We start from the raw sequence: 17658 nt of genomic DNA, 5'->3' as shown, positions 1-17658 counted from the left end.
CGCGTCAGGGCTCGCGCAGCAGCAGCGCGACCGGCAGTCCTCCCAGCACCTCGCGCAGCCGCAATCGGCCCGTGGGGGCGTCGATCACATGGCCGGTCAGGGCATCGGTCCAGCGGCTGCGTTGGGGCGCGCCGACATTGAGCGTGGTATCCCCCCAGGCCGGCTGCGGAATGCGCGGCATGGCCGGATCGACGCGCGCAGCGGCAAGCCGCGTCACCACGGTGATGGCCTGCCGTCCTTCGGCCGTGCGCGCAAAGGCCAGCACCTGCGGCACCAGCGCACCCTGCGCGGCCAGCATGCTGTATTGGCCGTCGCCGAAGAGCGCCGCATGCGCCCGGCGCACCGCCAGCACCTGGCGTACCAGCTGCTGCTTGATGCGGCCGTCGCGCCAGTGCGCCAGCCAGTGGGCCCAGCCCGCAGTGCAGCCCAGGCGCGCCTGCAGCCGCGCGTAGTCAGGGGGACGGCGGTTGTCGGGGTCGACCAGGCTCAGGTCCCAGCCTTCGCAGCCCTGGTAGCGGTCGGGGATGCCTGGCGCGGTCAGCTGCACCAGCACCTGCGCCAGGCTGTTGACCGCGCCGGCCGCGGCAATGCGCTGCGCAAACTGGCCGATCTGCGCTAGCACGCCGCCTGGCCCGTCCGCGGGCCCGCCGGCGGCAATGCCACGCAGGAAGGCCTCGCAGGCGGCTTCATACTCAGTGTCGGGGCAGGTCCAGTTGCCATGGCGCTTGGCTTCGCGGATGGCCTTGCGCTGCCACGCGCCCACGCGCTCGAGCAAAGGCTGCACGGCACCGGGATCGTCGGCGAGGCGGAGGTCCTCCATCGGCCATGCGCCGACCAGGGTCTGGTACAGCATCAGCCGGTCGCCCGGGTCGGGCGCCGGCATCGTGGCCAGCAGCGGCGCCGCCGCGGCCTCCCACACGGCCACGGCATCGGCCCACGCGCCCGGCAACTCGCTCAGCACCGCCAGGCGCATGCGTGCGTCCTCGCCGCGCTTGTGGTCATGGGTCGCGGTGGCGAGCATGGCATGGGGACAGGCCAGTCGCCGCGCCGCCATGCGGGCGTGGAACTGCGCCGGCGGCATCGCCAGCCGGGCCGGGTCGCTGCCCACTTCGTTGCGCGACAACAGCCGGCCGTAGCGGTAGAACGCGGTGTCTTCGCCGGCCTTGGCCGCCAGCGCGGGCATCAGCTGCTGCAGCCTGCGGCGCAGCGCGCCGGTCTCGCTGTCGGCGGGCGCAGTGGTGCGCAGGCAGCCGCCGATAAAGGCCAGCGCAACGGCTTCGTCCGGTGCCAGGCCGGCGCGCGCGGCCTGCATGGCCTGGTCCAGCATGGCGTCATCGGCAAGCGCCGCGGCCGCGTCGCGTTCGGCGGGGCGCGCATCGAAGTAGCTGCGATACACCGGCACCGCCGCCATCAGCGCCGCCAGCGCGCGCCGCAGCGCCGCGCGCGTCAGGTCGCGTGTGCCGGGGTCCTGCTCGGCGCAGTCGCGCAGGCACGCGGCGGCGCCTTCGAATTCCGTCACCAGGTGCCGCTCCAGCACCTGGCGCCGCGCGGCCTCGACGTGCTGCGGAAACGCGCGCGCATCGCCGCTGACGGTGGCCCACAGCGCTGCCAGCGGCGCCTCGCCATTGCCGTCATGCAGCACCGCGGCCACCTCGTCCATGAAGTCATAGCCGGTGGTGCCATGCACCTGCCAGTCCGGTGCCAGGCGCTCGCGCGGGCCCAGGATCTTCTCCACCACCAGCCACGGACGCTCCAGCCGCAACGTGGGCGGACGCGCGGCGGCATGGCGGTCCAGTTCGGCGCGCAGCCGGCGGCAGTAGCCGGCGGGATCCGCCAGGCCGTCGACGTGGTCCACGCGCACGCCGTCGATCCACCCTTCGCGCAGCAGGCGCAAGACCAGGGCATGGACCGCATCGAACACCCGCTCGTCTTCCTCGCGCACGCCGACCAGGTCGCTGATCTCGAAGAAGCGGCGCCAGTTCTGCGCGGCGGCCGCGGTGCGCCACCATGCCAGCCGGTAGTGCTGGCGTTCCAGCAGGGCATGAAGGCGGCCGCGGCCTTCGGTGCGGGTGGCGTCATACCATGCCGGGCCGTCGCGCTCGGCTTCGGCATCCACGCTGCCCGGCGCCAGCGGCAGCGTGTGGTCGAAATAGCGCAAGTGGGCCGGCGACTCGCCGCTGGCAGGGACCCAGCGCAGTTCACCGGCCACCACGGTGTCCCAGTATGACTGGCCCAGGATCGGCAGCAGCACCTTGCCGTGCAGCGCCGGATCGCGCGGGGTCCAGTCGATGTCGAAGGTCGCCGCGTGGGGACTGCCGCGGCCATGCGCCAGCACGTCGCGCCACCAGCCGTTGTGGGTCGGATCGGCCGCCATATGGTTGGGCACGATGTCGACGATCAGGCCGAGCCCGGCCTCGCGGGCGCGCGCGGCCAGCGCTTTCAGTCCCGGCTCGCCGCCCAGTGCTTCGCGCACGACGGTGAAGTCGGTGACGTCATAGCCGTGGGTGGACCCGGGCCGCGCGCCGCACACGGGCGACAGGTAAAGGTGGCTGACGCCCAGCCCGGCGTAGTAGCCGACCACGGCGGCGGCGTCGGCAAAGGTGAAGCCCGGGTGCAACTGCAGCCGGGCGGTTGCGCGCGGCAGGGGTGGCGCGCCGTCAGCCATCATCGCGCGCGTGCCGCGGCGAGCTCGCACACGGTGGCCACGCAGCAGCGCTGCGGCAGCAGCCCGGCCGACAAGGCGGCGGCAGCGCCCGCGCAGCTTTCATGCAGCGCGGTGCTCCGGTCGTGGCACGGACGCGTGCACGGCACGGCTTCGTTGCCCAGGTTCAGCCACAGGCTCAGCTCCACGCCGTCCATCAGCCGCCAGCGCGCGCACAGCGCGGCGGGCCCCAGCACATCGACGCCGGCGCTCTGGCAGCCGGCCAGCCGGTGCAGCAGTTCGCGGCGCCGCACGGCGAGCAGTTCGCGGTAGTACGGGGTCCACTCGCCGTCATCGTCGAAGCGCGGGCGCGAGGCTTCGAACGTGGCCGGATCGTTGGGGTCGGGGATGGCCGCCGCGCGCGCATCGTCGCGGAACGCCGCGGTCGCGGCGAATTCGCGCCGGCGTCCGTCGCGCACCGCGCGCGCCAGCTCGGGCGGATGGCTGGTGAAATACAGGAACGGCTGCGTGCTGCCGGTTTCCTCGCCCATGAATACCAGCGGCACCTGCGGGCACAGCAGCTGCAAGGCGATGGCCGCGCGCAGCACGTCGCGCCCCGCCAGCTGCGCCAGCCGCTCGCCGAGCGCGCGGTTGCCGGTCTGGTCGTGGTTCTGCAGGAAGCAGACGAAGGCCGTTGGCGGAAGGTGCGCGCTGGGCTGGCCGCGTCGTACCCCATCTGCCACCGCCGGCTGGGCGGCCGAACGGAACGCGGAGCGTTCGCCCTGGTAGGCAAAGCCTTCGCCCAGCACGCGCGCAAGGTGCCGCAGCGCGGGCACGCCGCGGACGGCGGCCGCGTTGTCGCCATGGCCGCCATGGTCGCTGTGGCCGCTGCGGGCTGTGGCGGGCGCCGCGCTGTAGTCGCGGTAGTAGCCATCGTCCTCGCCGGTCAGCAGCACATGCAGCGCGTGGTGGGCGTCGTCGTTCCACTGCGCGTCGTAGCCCGCGGCCAGCAGGGCGGCATCGTTATTGTCGTTCTCCAGGACCAGGTGCACATGGCGATGGGCGCCATCGCCGTTGGCCAGCGCGGCGCGCAGTTCGCCCGGCAGCGCCGCCAGCCAGCCTTCGTCCTCGATGGCATGCACCGCGTCCAGGCGCAGGCCGTCGAAGCGGAACTGCTCGAGCCAGTAGCGCGCGTTTTCGGTAAAGAAGCGCCGCACCTGCGGCCGGCGGAAATCGATCGCCGGCCCCCACGGGGTCTGGCAGTCCGCACGGAAGAAGGCGCTGGCATAGCGGTGCAGGTAGTTGCCTTCCGGGCCGAAATGGTTGTAGACCACGTCCAGCAGCACCATCATGCCGAGCTGGTGTGCGCGATCGACCAGCGCGCGCAGTTCGTCCGGGGTGCCGTAGCCGGACTCTGGCGCAAACGGCAGCACGCCGTCATAGCCCCAGTTGCGCGTGCCGGGAAACTCGGCCACCGGCATCAGTTCGACCGCGGTGAAGCCCAGCGCCGCGAGCCGCGGCAGTTCCCGCGCGGCGCCGGCGTAGCCGCCGCACAAGCCCACATGCATTTCATAGAGGATGGCTTCATGCCAGGGGCGACCGCGCCATTCCGGGCAGGTCCAAGCAAACGCGGTGGCGGCGTCGCGCGCAGGCACGATGCTGGGCCCGTGGACGTCGTCGGCCTGCCAGCGCGAGGCCGGGTCAGGCACGGTGCTGCCGTCGTCGAGCCGGAACCAGTAGCGCGCGCCGGCGCAGCCCGGCACGACTGCCTCGAACCAGCCGTTGGGGCCGCACGCCATCGGCACCGGCCCCAGCCCGGCGATTTCCACGCGTACCGCCTGGCCCTGCTCGGCCGCGTCGGGCGCCCACAGCCGGAAGCGCACCCGCCCGTCGGGAAGCCAGGCCGGCCCGAACAGGTAATCCTGGGCGGAATCGTCGTGCGAGGAAAAGGCCGATGCCGAAGGCGCGGCAAAGCAGTCGAACGGCGCCAGCGGCGGCACGGCAGAGCGGGTGCCGGGGGCGAGGAGAAAGGGGTCGGCGTTCAAATTCGGCTCCTGCCTTCTGGGGAATCGGGTCCTTGCGCAATGCGAACTCCATGCCAGCAGAACGGCGCATTTGCGGCGCCACCGGCGGCCCTGTCGCGCGCTGCAGGGCGGGCTTTGTTACCTGTGGCATTGTAGAAACTACCCTGCGTGGCGGGCCCATGCCCGCAGGCGCGCGAAAGTGCTGCGCCTCAGGCCGCGCGCGGCCGCTCACCTCGCTTCTACCTGCCAGGGCTCGCCGCTGGCGCGGTGCAGCAGCCGCACCGGCACCGGCGCAACATGCCAGATGCGCTCGCAATACTCGCGGATGGCCCGGTCCGATGAAAAACGCCCGGAGCGCGCGCACGACAGCACCGACATGCGCTGCCAGCGCGCCGGGTCGGCAAACGCCGCCGAGACCTCCTGCTGGCATTCGACATAGGAGGCGAAGTCCGCCATCAGCAGGTAGGGATCGTGCCCCTGCTGGGGCTCGAACAACGGACGGAACAGCCCCGGCTCGCCGCGCGAGAAAAAGCCCTGCTGGACCAGGTCGATCACGGCGCGCAATTGCGGATTGCCGTGGTAATACGCCGCCGGATCGTAGCCGCTGTCGCGCAACGCATAGACTTCGGGCGCGGTCAGGCCGAACGGGAAGAAGTTGTCATGGCCCACGGCTTCGCGCAGTTCGATATTGGCGCCGTCCATGGTGCCGATATTCAGTGCGCCATTCATCGCGAACTTCATGTTGCCGGTGCCGGAGGCCTCCTTGCCTGCCAGCGAAATCTGCTCGGCCAGGTCCGCCGCCGGGTAGATGCGCTGTCCGTAGGTGACGTTGAAATTGGGCAGGAATACCACCTTCAGCCGGTCGCGCACCTGCGGGTCGCGGTTGACCACATCGGCCACCGAGGTGATGAAGCGGATCATCAGCTTGGCATAGGCGTAGCCGGGCGCGGCCTTGCCGCCGAAGAGGAAGGTGCGCGGCTGGATCTGCGCGCCGGGGTCGGACTTGATGCGGTGGTACAGCGCAATCACATGCAGCACCGCGAGGTGCTGGCGCTTGTATTCATGGATGCGCTTGACCATCACGTCGAACATGGACGTCGGGTCGACCACCACGCCGGTGGTGTCGCGCACCAGTTGCGCCAGGTCGGTCTTGTTGGCCAGCCGCGCGGCCTGCCAGGCGTCGCGGAAGCCGGCGTCGTCGGCATGCGGCTCCAGCGCGCGCAACTGCTCGAGGTCAGAGATCCAGCCATCGCCGATGGCGTCCGATACCAGCCGGGTCAGCCGCGGGTTGGACAGCGCCAGCCAGCGGCGCGGCGTTACGCCGTTGGTGATGCTGGTGAACTTCTCCGGCCACATGTCGTAGAAGTCCTTCAGCACGTCCTCGCGCATCAGGCGCGAGTGCAGCTCGGCCACGCCGTTGATGGCGTGGCTGCCCACGCAGGCCAGGTGGGCCATGCGCACATGGCGCTGGCCATGCTCGCTGATCAGCGACAGCCGCGCCAGGCGCGATTCGTCGCCGTAGAAGCGGATCCGCACCTCGTCAAGGAAGCGCGCGTTGATCTCCAGGATGATCTCGAGGTGGCGCGGCAGCACCCGGCCGAACAGCGGCAGCGGCCACTGCTCCAGCGCTTCCGGCAGCAGCGTGTGGTTGGTGTAGGCGAAGGCGCTCTGCGTGATGTGCCACGCATCGTTCCAGGGCAGGTCATGCTCGTCGACCAGCAGCCGCATCAGCTCGGCGATGCCCACGGCGGGGTGCGTGTCATTGAGCTGCACCGCGAACTTCTCGTGGAAGCGGGTCACCGGGATGCCGTCGACCGCGAGCAGGCGCAGCATGTCCTGCAGCGAGCACGCGACGAAGAAATACTGCTGCTCGAGCCGCAGCTCCTTGCCCTGCGAGGTTTCGTCGTTGGGGTAGAGCACCTTGGTCAGGTTCTCCGAGGTCACCTTCTTGCTGACCGCGCCAAGGTAGTCGCCGCGGTTGAAGGTATGGAAGTCGAACGCCTCGGTTGCGTCCGCCCGCCAAAGCCGCAGCGTGTTCACGGTATTGACCCGGTAGCCGAGGATCGGCGAGTCGAACGGCACGCCGACCACCGTCTTGGCCGGCACCCAGCGCACGCGGTAGTGGCCGCGGTCGTCGGTGTAGTGCTCGGTGTGCCCGCCCAGGCGCACCTGCACCGCCCATTCCGAGCGCTGGATCTCCCACGGGTTGCCGTTGCGCAGCCAGGTATCGGTCTTCTCCACCTGCATGCCATCCATGATGATCTGCTGGAAAATGCCGTACTCGTAGCGGATGCCATAGCCCAGCGCGGGGATCTGCAGTGTGGCCAGCGAATCCATGAAGCACGCCGCCAGCCGGCCCAGGCCGCCGTTGCCGAGGCCCGGCTCGACTTCCTGATCGAGGATGCGGTTGAGGTCGAGCCCGGCCGCATCCATGGCTTCGCGAACGTCGTCGAAGATGCCCAGGTTGATCAGGTTGTTGCCCAGGTGCGGGCCCATCAGGAATTCGGCCGAGAGGTAGGCAACCGTTCGCGACGGCTGGCCCAGATAGGCTTCGGCGGTGCTGATCCAGCGCTGCACCAGCCGGTCGCGCACGGTATGCGCGGCGGCCTGGTACAGGTCGTTCTCGCTGGCGTGCCCGGGCAGCTTGCCCTGGGTATGGAACACGTGGTCGAGAAAGGCCTGCCGCAGGCTGGCGCCGGACAGGGCGGTGCGGATGTCATCGGCATGCTCGGGCCGTACGGCTTCGTTCATGGCGGGGCTCCTGCGCATGGGCGTGGGTCAAGCTTAGCGGATCGGACGATGGTTGCGCGATCGATGCTGGCGCCGGTTCCGGACACTGCACATGCGCAGCGCTCGGGGTGGCGTGCGGCGTTGGTACGGGCCTCAGGTACGGGACTCACGTACGGGCATCACCTGCGCGCCGGCGGAGGCCGGGCGCCACGGCGGCCGCCGCGCCACGCGTCGGCGCGCGCGCGCAGCGTCGGGGTGCCGAACCACGCACGCACCTCGGTATCGAGCCGGCGCTGCCAGTTGGGATGCACGCTGGTCGTGCCGGGCAGGTTGGGCTGCTCGGCCAGCCCCAGCAGGTCCTCGACCGGCAGCAGCCGCATGGCCGTGGGGGCCGTGCCCACCCAGGCGAGCACCGCGTCTAGCGGCGCATGTTCCGGCGCGGGCACGGCGCCGCTGCATAATCCGGCCTCGCACAGCGCCTGCCATAGCGCCACGCGCTCGCGCGCGCGCTCGGCCTGCGCCTGCGCCAGGGTTTCGCCGGATGCCAGCAGTCGTAGCCGGTCGCGCCACGCCAGGTCCTGGCCGGCCCACCAGCCGGCGACGGTGGGCAGGTCGTGCGTGGTGGTGGTGGCGACGGCATCCGGGGGCCATGCCCGCGGCGGCAGGAAGGCCGCTGTCGCGGGCGCCTGCGCGCCCGGCGGGCCGGCGTCGGCTGCCAGTGCGCCGTCCCCGGCGTCTGCCTGCGCGCGCGCTTCGCGCTGGAACCACAGCACGTCGATGCCGAGCACGCCGCGCGCCGACAGTGCCGCATTCAGCTCGGGCGGGACCGTGCCGAGATTCTCGCCGATGATGATGGCGCGATGCCGCCACGACTCCAGCGCCACCAGCCGCAGCAGGTCTTCCAGCGGATAGCGCAGGTAAGCGCCGTCGCTGGCGGGCGCGCCGGCAGGCACCAGCCACATCCGCGCCAGGCCCAGCACGTGGTCGATACGCAGTCCGCCGGCGTGCGACAGGTTCGCGCGCAGCATCTCGAGGAACGCCCCGTAGCCGTGCCGGCGCAGCCCGCGCGGCGAGAACACCGCCACGCCCCAGTCCTGGCCCAGCGGGTTGTACAAGTCGGGCGGTGCGCCGGCATGGAAGCCGGCCAGCGTTTCTGGCTGCCGCGTCCATGCCTGGCTGCCGCCGGGGTCGGCGCCGACGGCGAGGTCGCGGATGAGCCCCACGGCCATGCCGGCGTCCCGCGCCGCGCGCTGCGCCCGCGCCAGGCCATCGTCGGCCAGCCATTGCAGGAACGCATGGAAGGCGACCTCGTCGGCGTGCGCCTGCGCGAAGGCGGCCACCGCGGCATCCGCCGGCGAGCGCAGCGTGACGGGCCAGCTGCGCCAGTCCGGCGCGGCATGGTGGTTGTTGGCATTGGCGCTGTCGCCGAGACGCTGCGCCTGGATCGCCTCATAGCAGGCATGCGCGTGCAGCGCCGTGCCGCCGCGCGCGCGAAAGGCGGCGCAGTCATCCAGCGCGGCCCGCGAAAGCAGGGTTTCGCGGCGTTGCCACAGCCAGCGCAGGATGGCGTAGCGCAGCGGCGCCAGCGCGATCCAGTCGATCTCGCCGCGGGCCTCGAGCGCCTGCAGGGTGTCGCCCGCGCCCACGCCGGCGATGGCGGCATCCACGGCCGCCTGGCCGAACAGCGTGGCCGGGTCGGCATAGAGGGGGTTCAGGAACAGCCGGCTGGAAGGCGCATAGGGGCTGTAGCGCCCGGGCAGCGCGGCGAAGGGCGCATGCAGCGGGTTGATGGCGATGGCGTCGGCGCCTGCGCGCGCGGCGCTGGCGCAGGCCTCGGCCAGCGCGGTCAGGTCGCCCATGCCGCAAGGCGCGCCGCGCCGCAGGCTGTAGAGCTGCACCGCCAGGCCCCACGGCGTGGCGCGCGTGTCGTCGCGGTCGCGGCCGGCATGCCGCACGGCGTCGGCGACGCCGTAGCAGCGCCGCGGCGCCACCGCCAGCGTGGTATGGCCATCGCCCAGGTCCAGCCGGTGATAGCCGCAGACGTCGACGGCGGGCAATTGCATCAGCGCGGTGCCGGCCCCGCTGGCGCGCACCGCGGTACCGGAGATGATCGCGCCGTCCTCCAGCGTCAGCCGGTAGGCGCGTTGCGGCAAGGTATGCGGCCACGGCACTGCCACCGGCTGGCCACGTTCGGCGGTCACCAGCGGCGGCAGCGCATGGGCGGCGTCGTCGGCGGCCAGCCAGGCGTGCGAGGCGGCGCACTGGCCGGGGCTGCCGCACGGCAGGCCCAGGCCGTCCAGCACGCGCCGCAGGGCCGCGTCACTGACCTCGCGGGGCTGGTCCCACGCATCGGTCCAGTGCGGCAGCAGGCCTGCGCGCACGGCCAGCGCCTGCAGCGGCGAGTGCGGGCGAGCGCGGCTCATGCGGCGTTCTCCGGCGGCGCAGGGGCTTGCGCGGCGAGCAGCACCAGCGAGTGCGCGGCGACTACCTGCGTGTCATTCACCTGCGCGCCGGCCAGCTCGCCGTCGCTCGCCTGGGGCCGGCTGCTGTCGAACAGCAGGGACCACGGCAGCGCGGGCTCGGGCAGCTGGAAGGTGGCGTCGCTGTCGCCGGCGTTGAGCAGCAGCAGGGTCACCTGCACCGCGCGCGGATCGCCCGGCGTGGGCTCCCCCGGCGAAGTCAGGACCGGACGCTCCGGCTGCGGCGGGGCAGCCGCGCGCCGCAGCGCCAGCGTGCGGATGTCCGGATCGGCCCATTCCTCTGGCGTCGGCGGCCTGCCGTCGGTATCGAACCAGGCAATGTCGGCAATGCCCGGCGCCGGCGCTTCGCGGCCGTGGGCAAAGCGGTCGCCGGTCAGCGCATGGAGCTTGCGGCGCAGCGCCAGCAGGCGGCGCACCATCTGCTGCATCGGCTGCGCCCCGGGAGCCTGGGCCTGCTTCCAGTCCAGCCACGACAGTTCGTTGTCCTGGCAATAGGCATTGTTGTTGCCGGCCTGGCTGCGGCCCCATTCGTCGCCGGCGGTCAGCATCGGCGTGCCCTGCGCCAGCAGCAGCGTTGACATCAGCGCCTGGGCCACGCGGCTGCGGCGCAGCAGGATCTCGGGATCGTCGGTGGGGCCTTCGACGCTGCCGTCCGGACTCCAGTTGGCGCTGGCGTTGTCGTCGGTGCCGTCGCGGTTGTCTTCGCCGTTGGCCTCGTTGTGCTTGGTGCTGTAGCTGACCAGGTCGGCCAGGGTGAAGCCGTCGTGCGCGGTGATGAAGTTGATGCTGGCCCACGGGCGCCGGTGGCGGCGGTCGAACAGGTCGGCCGAGGCTGCCAGCCGCGCCGCCATCTCGCCGCGGTGCCCGGGGTCGCCACGCCAGAAGCGGCGGCTGACGTCGCGGAACTTGTCGTTCCACTCGGCGAAGCCGGGCGGATGGTTGCCCAGCTGGTAGCCGCCGGGGCCCAGGTCCCAGGGCTCGGAGATCAGCTTGACGCGGCTCAGCACGGGGTCCTGCATCAGCGCGTCGAAGAAACCCGAGCCCGCGTCGAAGCCGTTGCCTTCGCGTCCCAGCGTGCTGCCCAGGTCGAAGCGGAAGCCGTCGACGTGGTAGCACTGCACCCAGTAGCGCAGCGAATCCAGCACCATCTGCAGCACGCGCGGATGCGACAGGTTGAGCGTGTTGCCGCAGCCGGTGTCGTTGATGTAGTGACGCTCGTCGCCTGGCACCAGCCGGTAATAGCTGGCGTTGTCGAGCCCACGCCAGGATACCGTCGGCCCCAGTTCGTTGCCTTCGCAGGTGTGGTTGTAGACCACGTCCAGGATCACTTCGATGCCCGCGGCGTGCAGGCGCCGCATCGCCACCTTGCATTCCTGCAACTGGCCGGTGCCAAGATAGGCCGGCTCGGGGGCGAAGTACGACAGCGTGTTGTAGCCCCAGTAGTTGCGCAGGCCGCGCTCCAGCAGGAAGCGATCCTGCAGGATGGCGTGCACCGGCAGCAGTTCGATGGTGGTCACGCCCAGGCGCACCAGATGGTCGATAAAGGGTGGGTCGCACAGCGCGGCGAAGCTGCCGCGCAGGTTGGGCAGCAGGTCGTCGCGCAGCATCGACAGGCCGCGCAGGTGGGCCTCGTAGATGACGGTGGCGGGCCAGGGCACGGCCGGCGGCCGGTCGTCGCCCCAGTGGAAGCTCTCGTCCACCACCACCGCCTTGGGCATGGTCGGCGCGCTGTCGCGGCGGTCCGGCGTGAGGTCGGCGCGCGCGCTTTGCAGGCGGTAGCCGAACAGCGCGTCGGACCAGCGCACCGGGCCGCTCAGCTGGCGCGCATACGGGTCCAGCAGCAGCTTGTGCGGATTGAAGCGGTGCCCATGGCCGGGGTCGTAAGGCCCGTGCGCGCGATAGCCATACAACGTGCCCAGCGCCGCATTGGGCAGGTAGCCGTGCCAGATCTCGTCGGTGCATTCCGGCAGCGGCAGCCGGACCAGTTCCTTGCGGCCATTGTCGGAGAACAGGCACAGCTCGATGCGCGAGGCGTGGGCCGAGAACACCGCGAAATTGACCCCCAGCCCGTCCCAGTGCGCGCCCAACGGAAACGGCTTGCCCGGCAGCAGCCGGTCGGCGATCTGGCGCGTCATGTCGCGGCGCCTTCGGTGCCGTCACCGTGCTCGAAGCGCAGCAGCAGCGTGGCCAGCGGCGGCAGCGTCAGCACCAGCGAAGCCGGCTGCCCGTGCGAGGGCACATCGATGGCCGCCACGGTACCGCCGTTGCCGACGTTGCTGCCGCCGTAGACGGCGGCATCGGTATTCAGGCATTCCCGCCATGCGCCCGCGCACGGCACGCCGACGCGGTACCCGTAGCGCGGCACCGGCGTCATGTTGACCACCGCCAGCACCACGTCGCGGCCATTCCCGGCGCGACGCAGCCACGCGAACACGCTGTTGTGGTTGTCGTCGCCGACCACCCAGCGGAAGCCTTCGGGACTGTGGTCCAGCGCATGCAGCGCGGGCAGCTCGCGGTAGAGGCGGTTCAGGTCGCGCACCAGCGTGTGCATGCCGCGGTGCATGGGCTGGTCCAGCAGCGGCCAGTCCAGCTCGGCGTCGTGGTTCCATTCCTGCCACTGCGCCAGCTCGCCGCCCATGAACAGCAGCTTCTTGCCCGGATGCGCCCACATGAAGCCGTAATAGGCGCGCAGGCCGGCAAAGCGCTGCCAGTCGTCGCCCGGCACCTTGCCGATCATCGAGCCCTTGCCGTGCACCACCTCGTCATGCGACAGCGGCAGCACGAACGCTTCCGACCAGGCGTAGACCAGGCCGAAGGTCATTTTCTGGTGGTGCCAGGCGCGGTGGACCGGCTCATGGGCCAGGTACTTCAGGGTGTCGTGCATCCAGCCCATATTCCATTTGAAGTCGAAGCCCAGCCCGCCGCTGGCGACGCTGGCGGTCACGCCGGGCCACGCGGTGGACTCTTCGGCGATGGTCAGCGCGCCCGGGCAGCGTTCATGGACCACGGCGTTGAGTTCGCGCAGGAAATCCACCGCTTCGAGGTTCTCGCGGCCGCCGAAACGGTTCGGCACCCACTGGCCGGGCTCGCGGCTGTAGTCGCGGTAGAGCATGGAAGCGACCGCGTCGACGCGCAGCCCGTCGGCGTGGAAGTGCTCCAGCCAGTGCAGCGCGCCGGCCAGCAGGAAGCCGCGCACTTCATTGCGGCCCAGGTTGTAGATCAGCGTATTCCAGTCCTGGTGGAACCCTTCGCGCGGATCCTGGTGCTCGTACAGTGCGGTGCCGTCGAAGCGCGCGAGGCCGTGCGGATCGGTGGGGAAGTGTGCCGGCACCCAGTCCAGGATTACGCCGATGCCGGCCTGGTGGCAGCGGTCGATAAACGCGGCAAAGGCCTGCGGCGGCCCCAGCCGCGCGGTGGGCGCATACAGCGACAGCGGCTGGTAGCCCCACGACCCGCCGAACGGGTGCTCGGTGATGGGCAGCAGCTCGATATGGGTAAAGCCCAGTTCCTGCACGTAGGGCACCAGCCGGTCGGCCAGGATGTTCCAGCCTTGCTGCGGGTCGTTGGCCGCGCGCAGCCACGACAGCACGTGCACCTCATAGACCGACATCGGCGTGCGGTACGGGTCGCGTTCCTGGCGGCTGGCCATCCAGTCGTCATCGTGCCAGCTGAACGGAGGCGAACCCTGGCCGGGACCGGTCACCACCGAGGCGGTGGCGGGCGGCGCCTCGGCTGCCAGCGCCAGCGGATCGGCCTTGTCGGGCAGCTCGGTGCCGTGCGGATCGAGCAGGTCGTACTTGTAGCGGCAGCCCGGCTGCGCGCCCAGGGCGGCCGGGATAAACAACTCCCAGATACCGCTGGGATGGCGCAGCCGCATCGGGTGCCGAGCCGGATGCCAGCCGTTGAAGTCAGCAATCACCGAAACGCGCCGCGCGTTCGGCGCCCACACCGCGAAGCGCACGCCGTCGATGCCGTCCAGGCGCTGGCATTGCGCGCCGAGGCAGGCGCCGAGCTCGAAGTGCCGGCCCTCGGCGATCAGGTGCAGGTCCAGCTCGCCCAGCAGCAGGCCGAAGGCATAGGGGTCGGCGCTGCATTGCTCGGTGCCGTCGGCCCATCGCACGCGCAGCCGGTAGGCCGCCGCGCCGGTGCCGGCCGCGCGCGGCAGCCGGCCGGCGAACACGCCGCCGCCGTGCAGGCGCTCCATCTCGGCCAGCGGCGCGCCGCTGGCATCGGCCAGCTCCACCGACGCCGCGCCGGGCAGGCAGGCGCGCACCAGCGTGGCGTCGCCATCCGGATGCGGTCCCAGCACACCGAACGGATCGGGATGGCGGCCGCCCAGCAGGGCATCCAGTTCGTGGCCGGGCAGCAGTCCCGCCTGCTTGCCCGCGCGCGTGTTGCCGGTGCTGGCGGGGGGGCTCATGGCTGTCCTCCCGGCGGGGCCAGCTTGCGCAGCAGGCGGGCCAGCCCACTGGCGGGCAGGTCGATCCACGCGACGCGGTTGGCGGCTTCGTATTCGACTTCATACGCCGCACGTTCCAGCAGGAACAGATCGAGCAGGGGCTGCAGCTGGTCGGGCGCCACCCATGGCACGGGGGCCGCCTCCATGTGCTGGCGGTAGCAGTTCAGGAAGGCCTCGTTGGCGGTGGTGCGGAAGCGCTCCAGCAGCACCGCGCGCCGTTCCGCCAACTGCGGTGGCAGTTCGCTGTGGGTGCGTTCGCTGCGGTCGGTGCCGACCGTGGCCGCGGCATAGTCGAGCGAGCGCAGCAGCCCGGCCACGTCGCGCAGCGGCGAGGTCTTGCGCCGGCGCCAGTCCAGCGGCAGGCCAGGCTCGCCTTCGAAGTCGACCAGGTAGGTGTCGTTCTGCGCGATCAGCACCTGTCCGAGGTGGAAGTCGCCGTGGATGCGGGTCTGCAGGCTGCCCGGCGCCGCTGTGGCGAGCTTCTCGACCAGTCCGGGCAGCGTATCGCGCGCGGCCATCAGGGCTTGCACATCGGCCTCGAAGGCGGGGCTTGCCGGCTCGGCCACGGGCCGTTGCTGCAGCCGGTTCAGGGCGCGCTGCAGTGCCTCCATCGCCTGCCCGGCCCAGGCGCGCGCGTCGTCACCGGTGGCGGGCAGGGGCGCGAAGGCGTCATCGTCGGTGGGGCGCGCCAGCACCGCATGCAGTTCGGCCAGCCGGCGCCCCAGTGTGCCGGCCAGCGCGGCGTAGCCGTTCATGGCCTCGGCGAACTCGTCTTCGCTCTCCTGCGACGGCAGCGCGTCGTCGATGGCGCGGCCCAGGTAATCGAGCGTCCAGTCCCAGCCGTTGCCCTGGTTCAGGATATAGCCCTGCAGCAGCATCATGGTATGCGGCACGCCGTCGGGCCCGGTGCGCACCACCTCGCCCAGCAGTGCCGCGGCGTGCGCATAGCCCTGCGCGGTCAGGTAGCGCGTCATCTCGGCCTCGGGGTGAATGCCGCCCGAGAGCCGGCGCACCAGCTTGAGCACGGCGGAATTGTTGTACGACAGCGAGCTGTTGGACTGCTCGGCGGACATGTACTCGATCGGGTCGCGCTCCAGTTCCAGCGCGGCCAGCCCTGGCTCGGCGCGGAAGTGGATGACGTCGTGCCCGGCATGCAGCTTCACGTCGTTGCGCAAGGCGCGCACCACCTCCCGCGCAAACGGTTCGACCACGAAGCCGTCGGTGGCCAGCCCGACGCGGCTGCCCTGGCGCACGCGCGCCATCGACAGGCCATGCGCCAGCTGCGAGACCCCGTCGGCGCTTTCGCGGTCCCACAGGATGCCCACCGGCAACTGGTAGCGCTCGGTGCGCCCGGGCAGCGCTACTTCCACCTCGCCCAGGTAGATGTCCTCGCCGCCACCGCCGCGTGTGAACGGCAGCAGGTAGGCCAGCGCGACGCGCTCGATGCGTTCGTGCTTGGCGCCGAACCAGCGGCGCCGGCCGATGTAGTGCGGCAGCACTTCGTTGGCCATCAGCCGGCGCGAGGCCTCGGTCAGCTCGGGCCGGCCGGTGTTCTGCATCACAAGGGTGATCTGGTCTGGCATTTGTTCCGGCGCCTCCACGTGCCACGATGGCGGTTGCGCCTCGTCGCTCAGCACGAACCAGTAGAAGCCATAGGGCGGCAGCGTCAGCAGGTAGGTCAGCGTGCCGATGGCCGGGAATGGCGTCGCGCCCATCATCTCGACGGGGACGCGCCCGTTGAACGCGGACAGGTCCAGCTCTACCGCCTGCGGGGCGCGCGACAGGTTGGCCACGCACAGGATGTGCTCGCCCTCGAACTCGCGCAGGTAAGCCAGGATCTTGCGGTTGCCGGGAAACAGGAAGCGCAGCGTGCCGCGGCCGAAGGCGCGGTGCTTGCGGCGCAGCGCCAGCATGCGCCGCATCCAGTTCAGCAGCGAATGCGGATCGCGCGCCTGGGCCTCGACATTGACCGCCTCGTAGCCATACAGCGGGCCTTGCAGCGGCGGCAGCACCAGGCGCTCCGGGTCGGCATGCGAGAAGCCGCCGTTGCGGTCCGGCGACCACTGCATCGGCGTGCGCACGCCGTCGCGGTCGCCCAGGTGGATGTTGTCGCCCATGCCGATCTCGTCGCCGTAGTAAATCACCGGCGTGCCCGGCATCGAGAACAGCAGGCTGTTCATCAGCTCGATGCGGCGGCGGTCGCGCTCCATCAGCGGCGCCAGCCGACGGCGGATGCCCAGGTTGATGCGCGCGCGCCGGTCGGTGGCGTAGACCTCCCACAGGTAGTCGCGCTCGCTGCTGGTCACCATCTCCAGCGTCAGCTCGTCATGGTTGCGCAGGAAGATTGCCCACTGGCAGTTGGGCGGCACCTCCGGCGTCTGGCGCATGATGTCGGTGATCGGAAAGCGGTCTTCGCGCGCGATCGCCATGTACATGCGCGGCATCAGCGGGAAGTGGAACGCCATGTGGCATTCGTCGCCCTCCGGGTCGGGCCCGGTCAGGCCGAAGTACTGCTGCGCATCCTCCGGCCACATATTGGCCTCGGCCAGCAGCATGCGCCCGGGGAAATGCTGGTCCAGGTGGGAACGGATGGCGCGGATGACGGCATGGGTCTCGGGCAGGTTTTCGTTGCTGGTGCCTTCGCGCTCGACCAGGTAGGGCACCGCGTCCAGGCGCAGGCCATCGACGCCCATGTCGAGCCAGAAGCGCATCACCGACAGCACTTCGTTGAGCACCTGCGGGTTGTCGAAGTTCAGGTCGGGCTGGTGCGAGTAAAAGCGGTGCCAGAAATACGCGCCCGCCACCGGATCCCAGCTCCAGTTGGACTTTTCGGTATCGCAGAAGATGATGCGCGTGCCGGCATAGGCCTGATCATGGTCCGACCACACGTAATAGCGGCGCGCCGCCGAGCCGGGCTTGGCCTTGCGCGCGCGCTGGAACCACGGATGCTGGTCCGAGGTATGGTTGATCACCAGTTCGGTGACCACGCGCAGGCCGCGCGCGTGCGCCGCGGCGATAAAGCGCCGCGCATCCGCGAGCGTGCCGTAGTCTGGGTGGACGTTGCGGTAGTCGGCGATGTCATAGCCGTCGTCGCGGCGCGGCGACGGATAGAACGGCAGCAGCCATACCGTGTCGACGCCCAGGTTGACCAGATAATCCAGCTTGCCGAGCAGGCCGGCGAAGTCGCCCACGCCGTCGCCATTGGCGTCGAAGAAGGACTTGATGTGCAGCTGGTAGATCACCGCGTCCTTGTACCAGAGCGGGTCGGCGTTGAGCAGGGCGGCGCTGGCGGTTTCGGTAAGGCGTTTCATCCGTGTCTCCACG

7 protein-coding genes are annotated in these 17658 nt (G+C 70.8%); all 7 read right to left on the bottom strand.

Translation table 11 applies throughout. From position 1 onward, the window contains the following. Positions 1–4: 4 nt before the first annotated feature. The 7 genes from treY to treS all read right to left on the bottom strand — a co-directional run bounded on the left by treY (position 5) and on the right by treS (position 17645). Positions 5–2668: a malto-oligosyltrehalose synthase gene (gene treY / locus RALTA_RS22225; RefSeq protein WP_012356187.1), complete on the bottom strand. Its 2664-nt coding sequence runs from the start codon at positions 2666–2668 to the stop codon at positions 5–7. After that, complete coding sequence (locus tag RALTA_RS22220; protein WP_012356186.1) at positions 2665–4686, bottom strand: alpha-amylase family glycosyl hydrolase; 2022 nt, start codon at positions 4684–4686, stop codon at positions 2665–2667. The genes treY and RALTA_RS22220 overlap by 4 nt, the downstream gene beginning before the upstream one ends. A 207-nt stretch (positions 4687–4893) precedes the next feature. Then, positions 4894–7416, bottom strand: coding sequence for a glycogen/starch/alpha-glucan phosphorylase (locus RALTA_RS22215; protein ID WP_025585077.1), 2523 nt, complete (start codon positions 7414–7416; stop codon positions 4894–4896). A 158-nt stretch (positions 7417–7574) separates the two neighbouring features. Continuing rightward, positions 7575–9818 carry a 4-alpha-glucanotransferase gene (gene malQ / locus RALTA_RS22210; protein ID WP_012356184.1) on the bottom strand — a complete coding sequence of 748 codons (2244 nt, stop codon included), beginning with the start codon at positions 9816–9818 and terminating at the stop codon, positions 7575–7577. Then, complete coding sequence (gene glgX, locus RALTA_RS22205) at positions 9815–12010, bottom strand: glycogen debranching protein GlgX (RefSeq protein ID WP_012356183.1); 2196 nt, start codon at positions 12008–12010, stop codon at positions 9815–9817. Before glgX ends, malQ begins: the two co-directional genes overlap by 4 nt. Next, complete coding sequence (gene glgB, locus RALTA_RS22200) at positions 12007–14295, bottom strand: 1,4-alpha-glucan branching protein GlgB (protein ID WP_012356182.1); 2289 nt, start codon at positions 14293–14295, stop codon at positions 12007–12009. Before glgB ends, glgX begins: the two co-directional genes overlap by 4 nt. Continuing rightward, on the bottom strand, positions 14292–17645 hold the full coding sequence (gene treS, locus RALTA_RS22195) for a maltose alpha-D-glucosyltransferase (RefSeq protein WP_041232560.1): 3354 nt from the start codon (positions 17643–17645) through the stop codon (positions 14292–14294). Before treS ends, glgB begins: the two co-directional genes overlap by 4 nt. Positions 17646–17658: the final 13 nt, after the last annotated feature.

It is taken from the genome of Cupriavidus taiwanensis LMG 19424, assembly GCF_000069785.1.
GTDB classification, from domain to species: Bacteria; Pseudomonadota; Gammaproteobacteria; order Burkholderiales; family Burkholderiaceae; genus Cupriavidus; species Cupriavidus taiwanensis.
The sequence above is the reverse complement of the archived record's forward strand: the minus strand, read 5'-3'. Positions and strand labels throughout refer to the sequence as shown.

What these genes read in the sequence shown, in the direction of transcription:
- RALTA_RS22215 (WP_025585077.1), bottom strand. Translation starts at nt 7,416, where the DNA reads ATGAACGAAGCCGTACGGCCCGAGCATGCCGATGACATCCGCACCGCC.
- treY (WP_012356187.1), bottom strand. Translation starts at nt 2,668, where the DNA reads ATGATGGCTGACGGCGCGCCACCCCTGCCGCGCGCAACCGCCCGGCTG.
- treS (WP_041232560.1), bottom strand. Translation starts at nt 17,645, where the DNA reads ATGAAACGCCTTACCGAAACCGCCAGCGCCGCCCTGCTCAACGCCGAC.
- glgX (WP_012356183.1), bottom strand. Translation starts at nt 12,010, where the DNA reads ATGACGCGCCAGATCGCCGACCGGCTGCTGCCGGGCAAGCCGTTTCCG.
- malQ (WP_012356184.1), bottom strand. Translation starts at nt 9,818, where the DNA reads ATGAGCCGCGCTCGCCCGCACTCGCCGCTGCAGGCGCTGGCCGTGCGC.
- glgB (WP_012356182.1), bottom strand. Translation starts at nt 14,295, where the DNA reads ATGAGCCCCCCCGCCAGCACCGGCAACACGCGCGCGGGCAAGCAGGCG.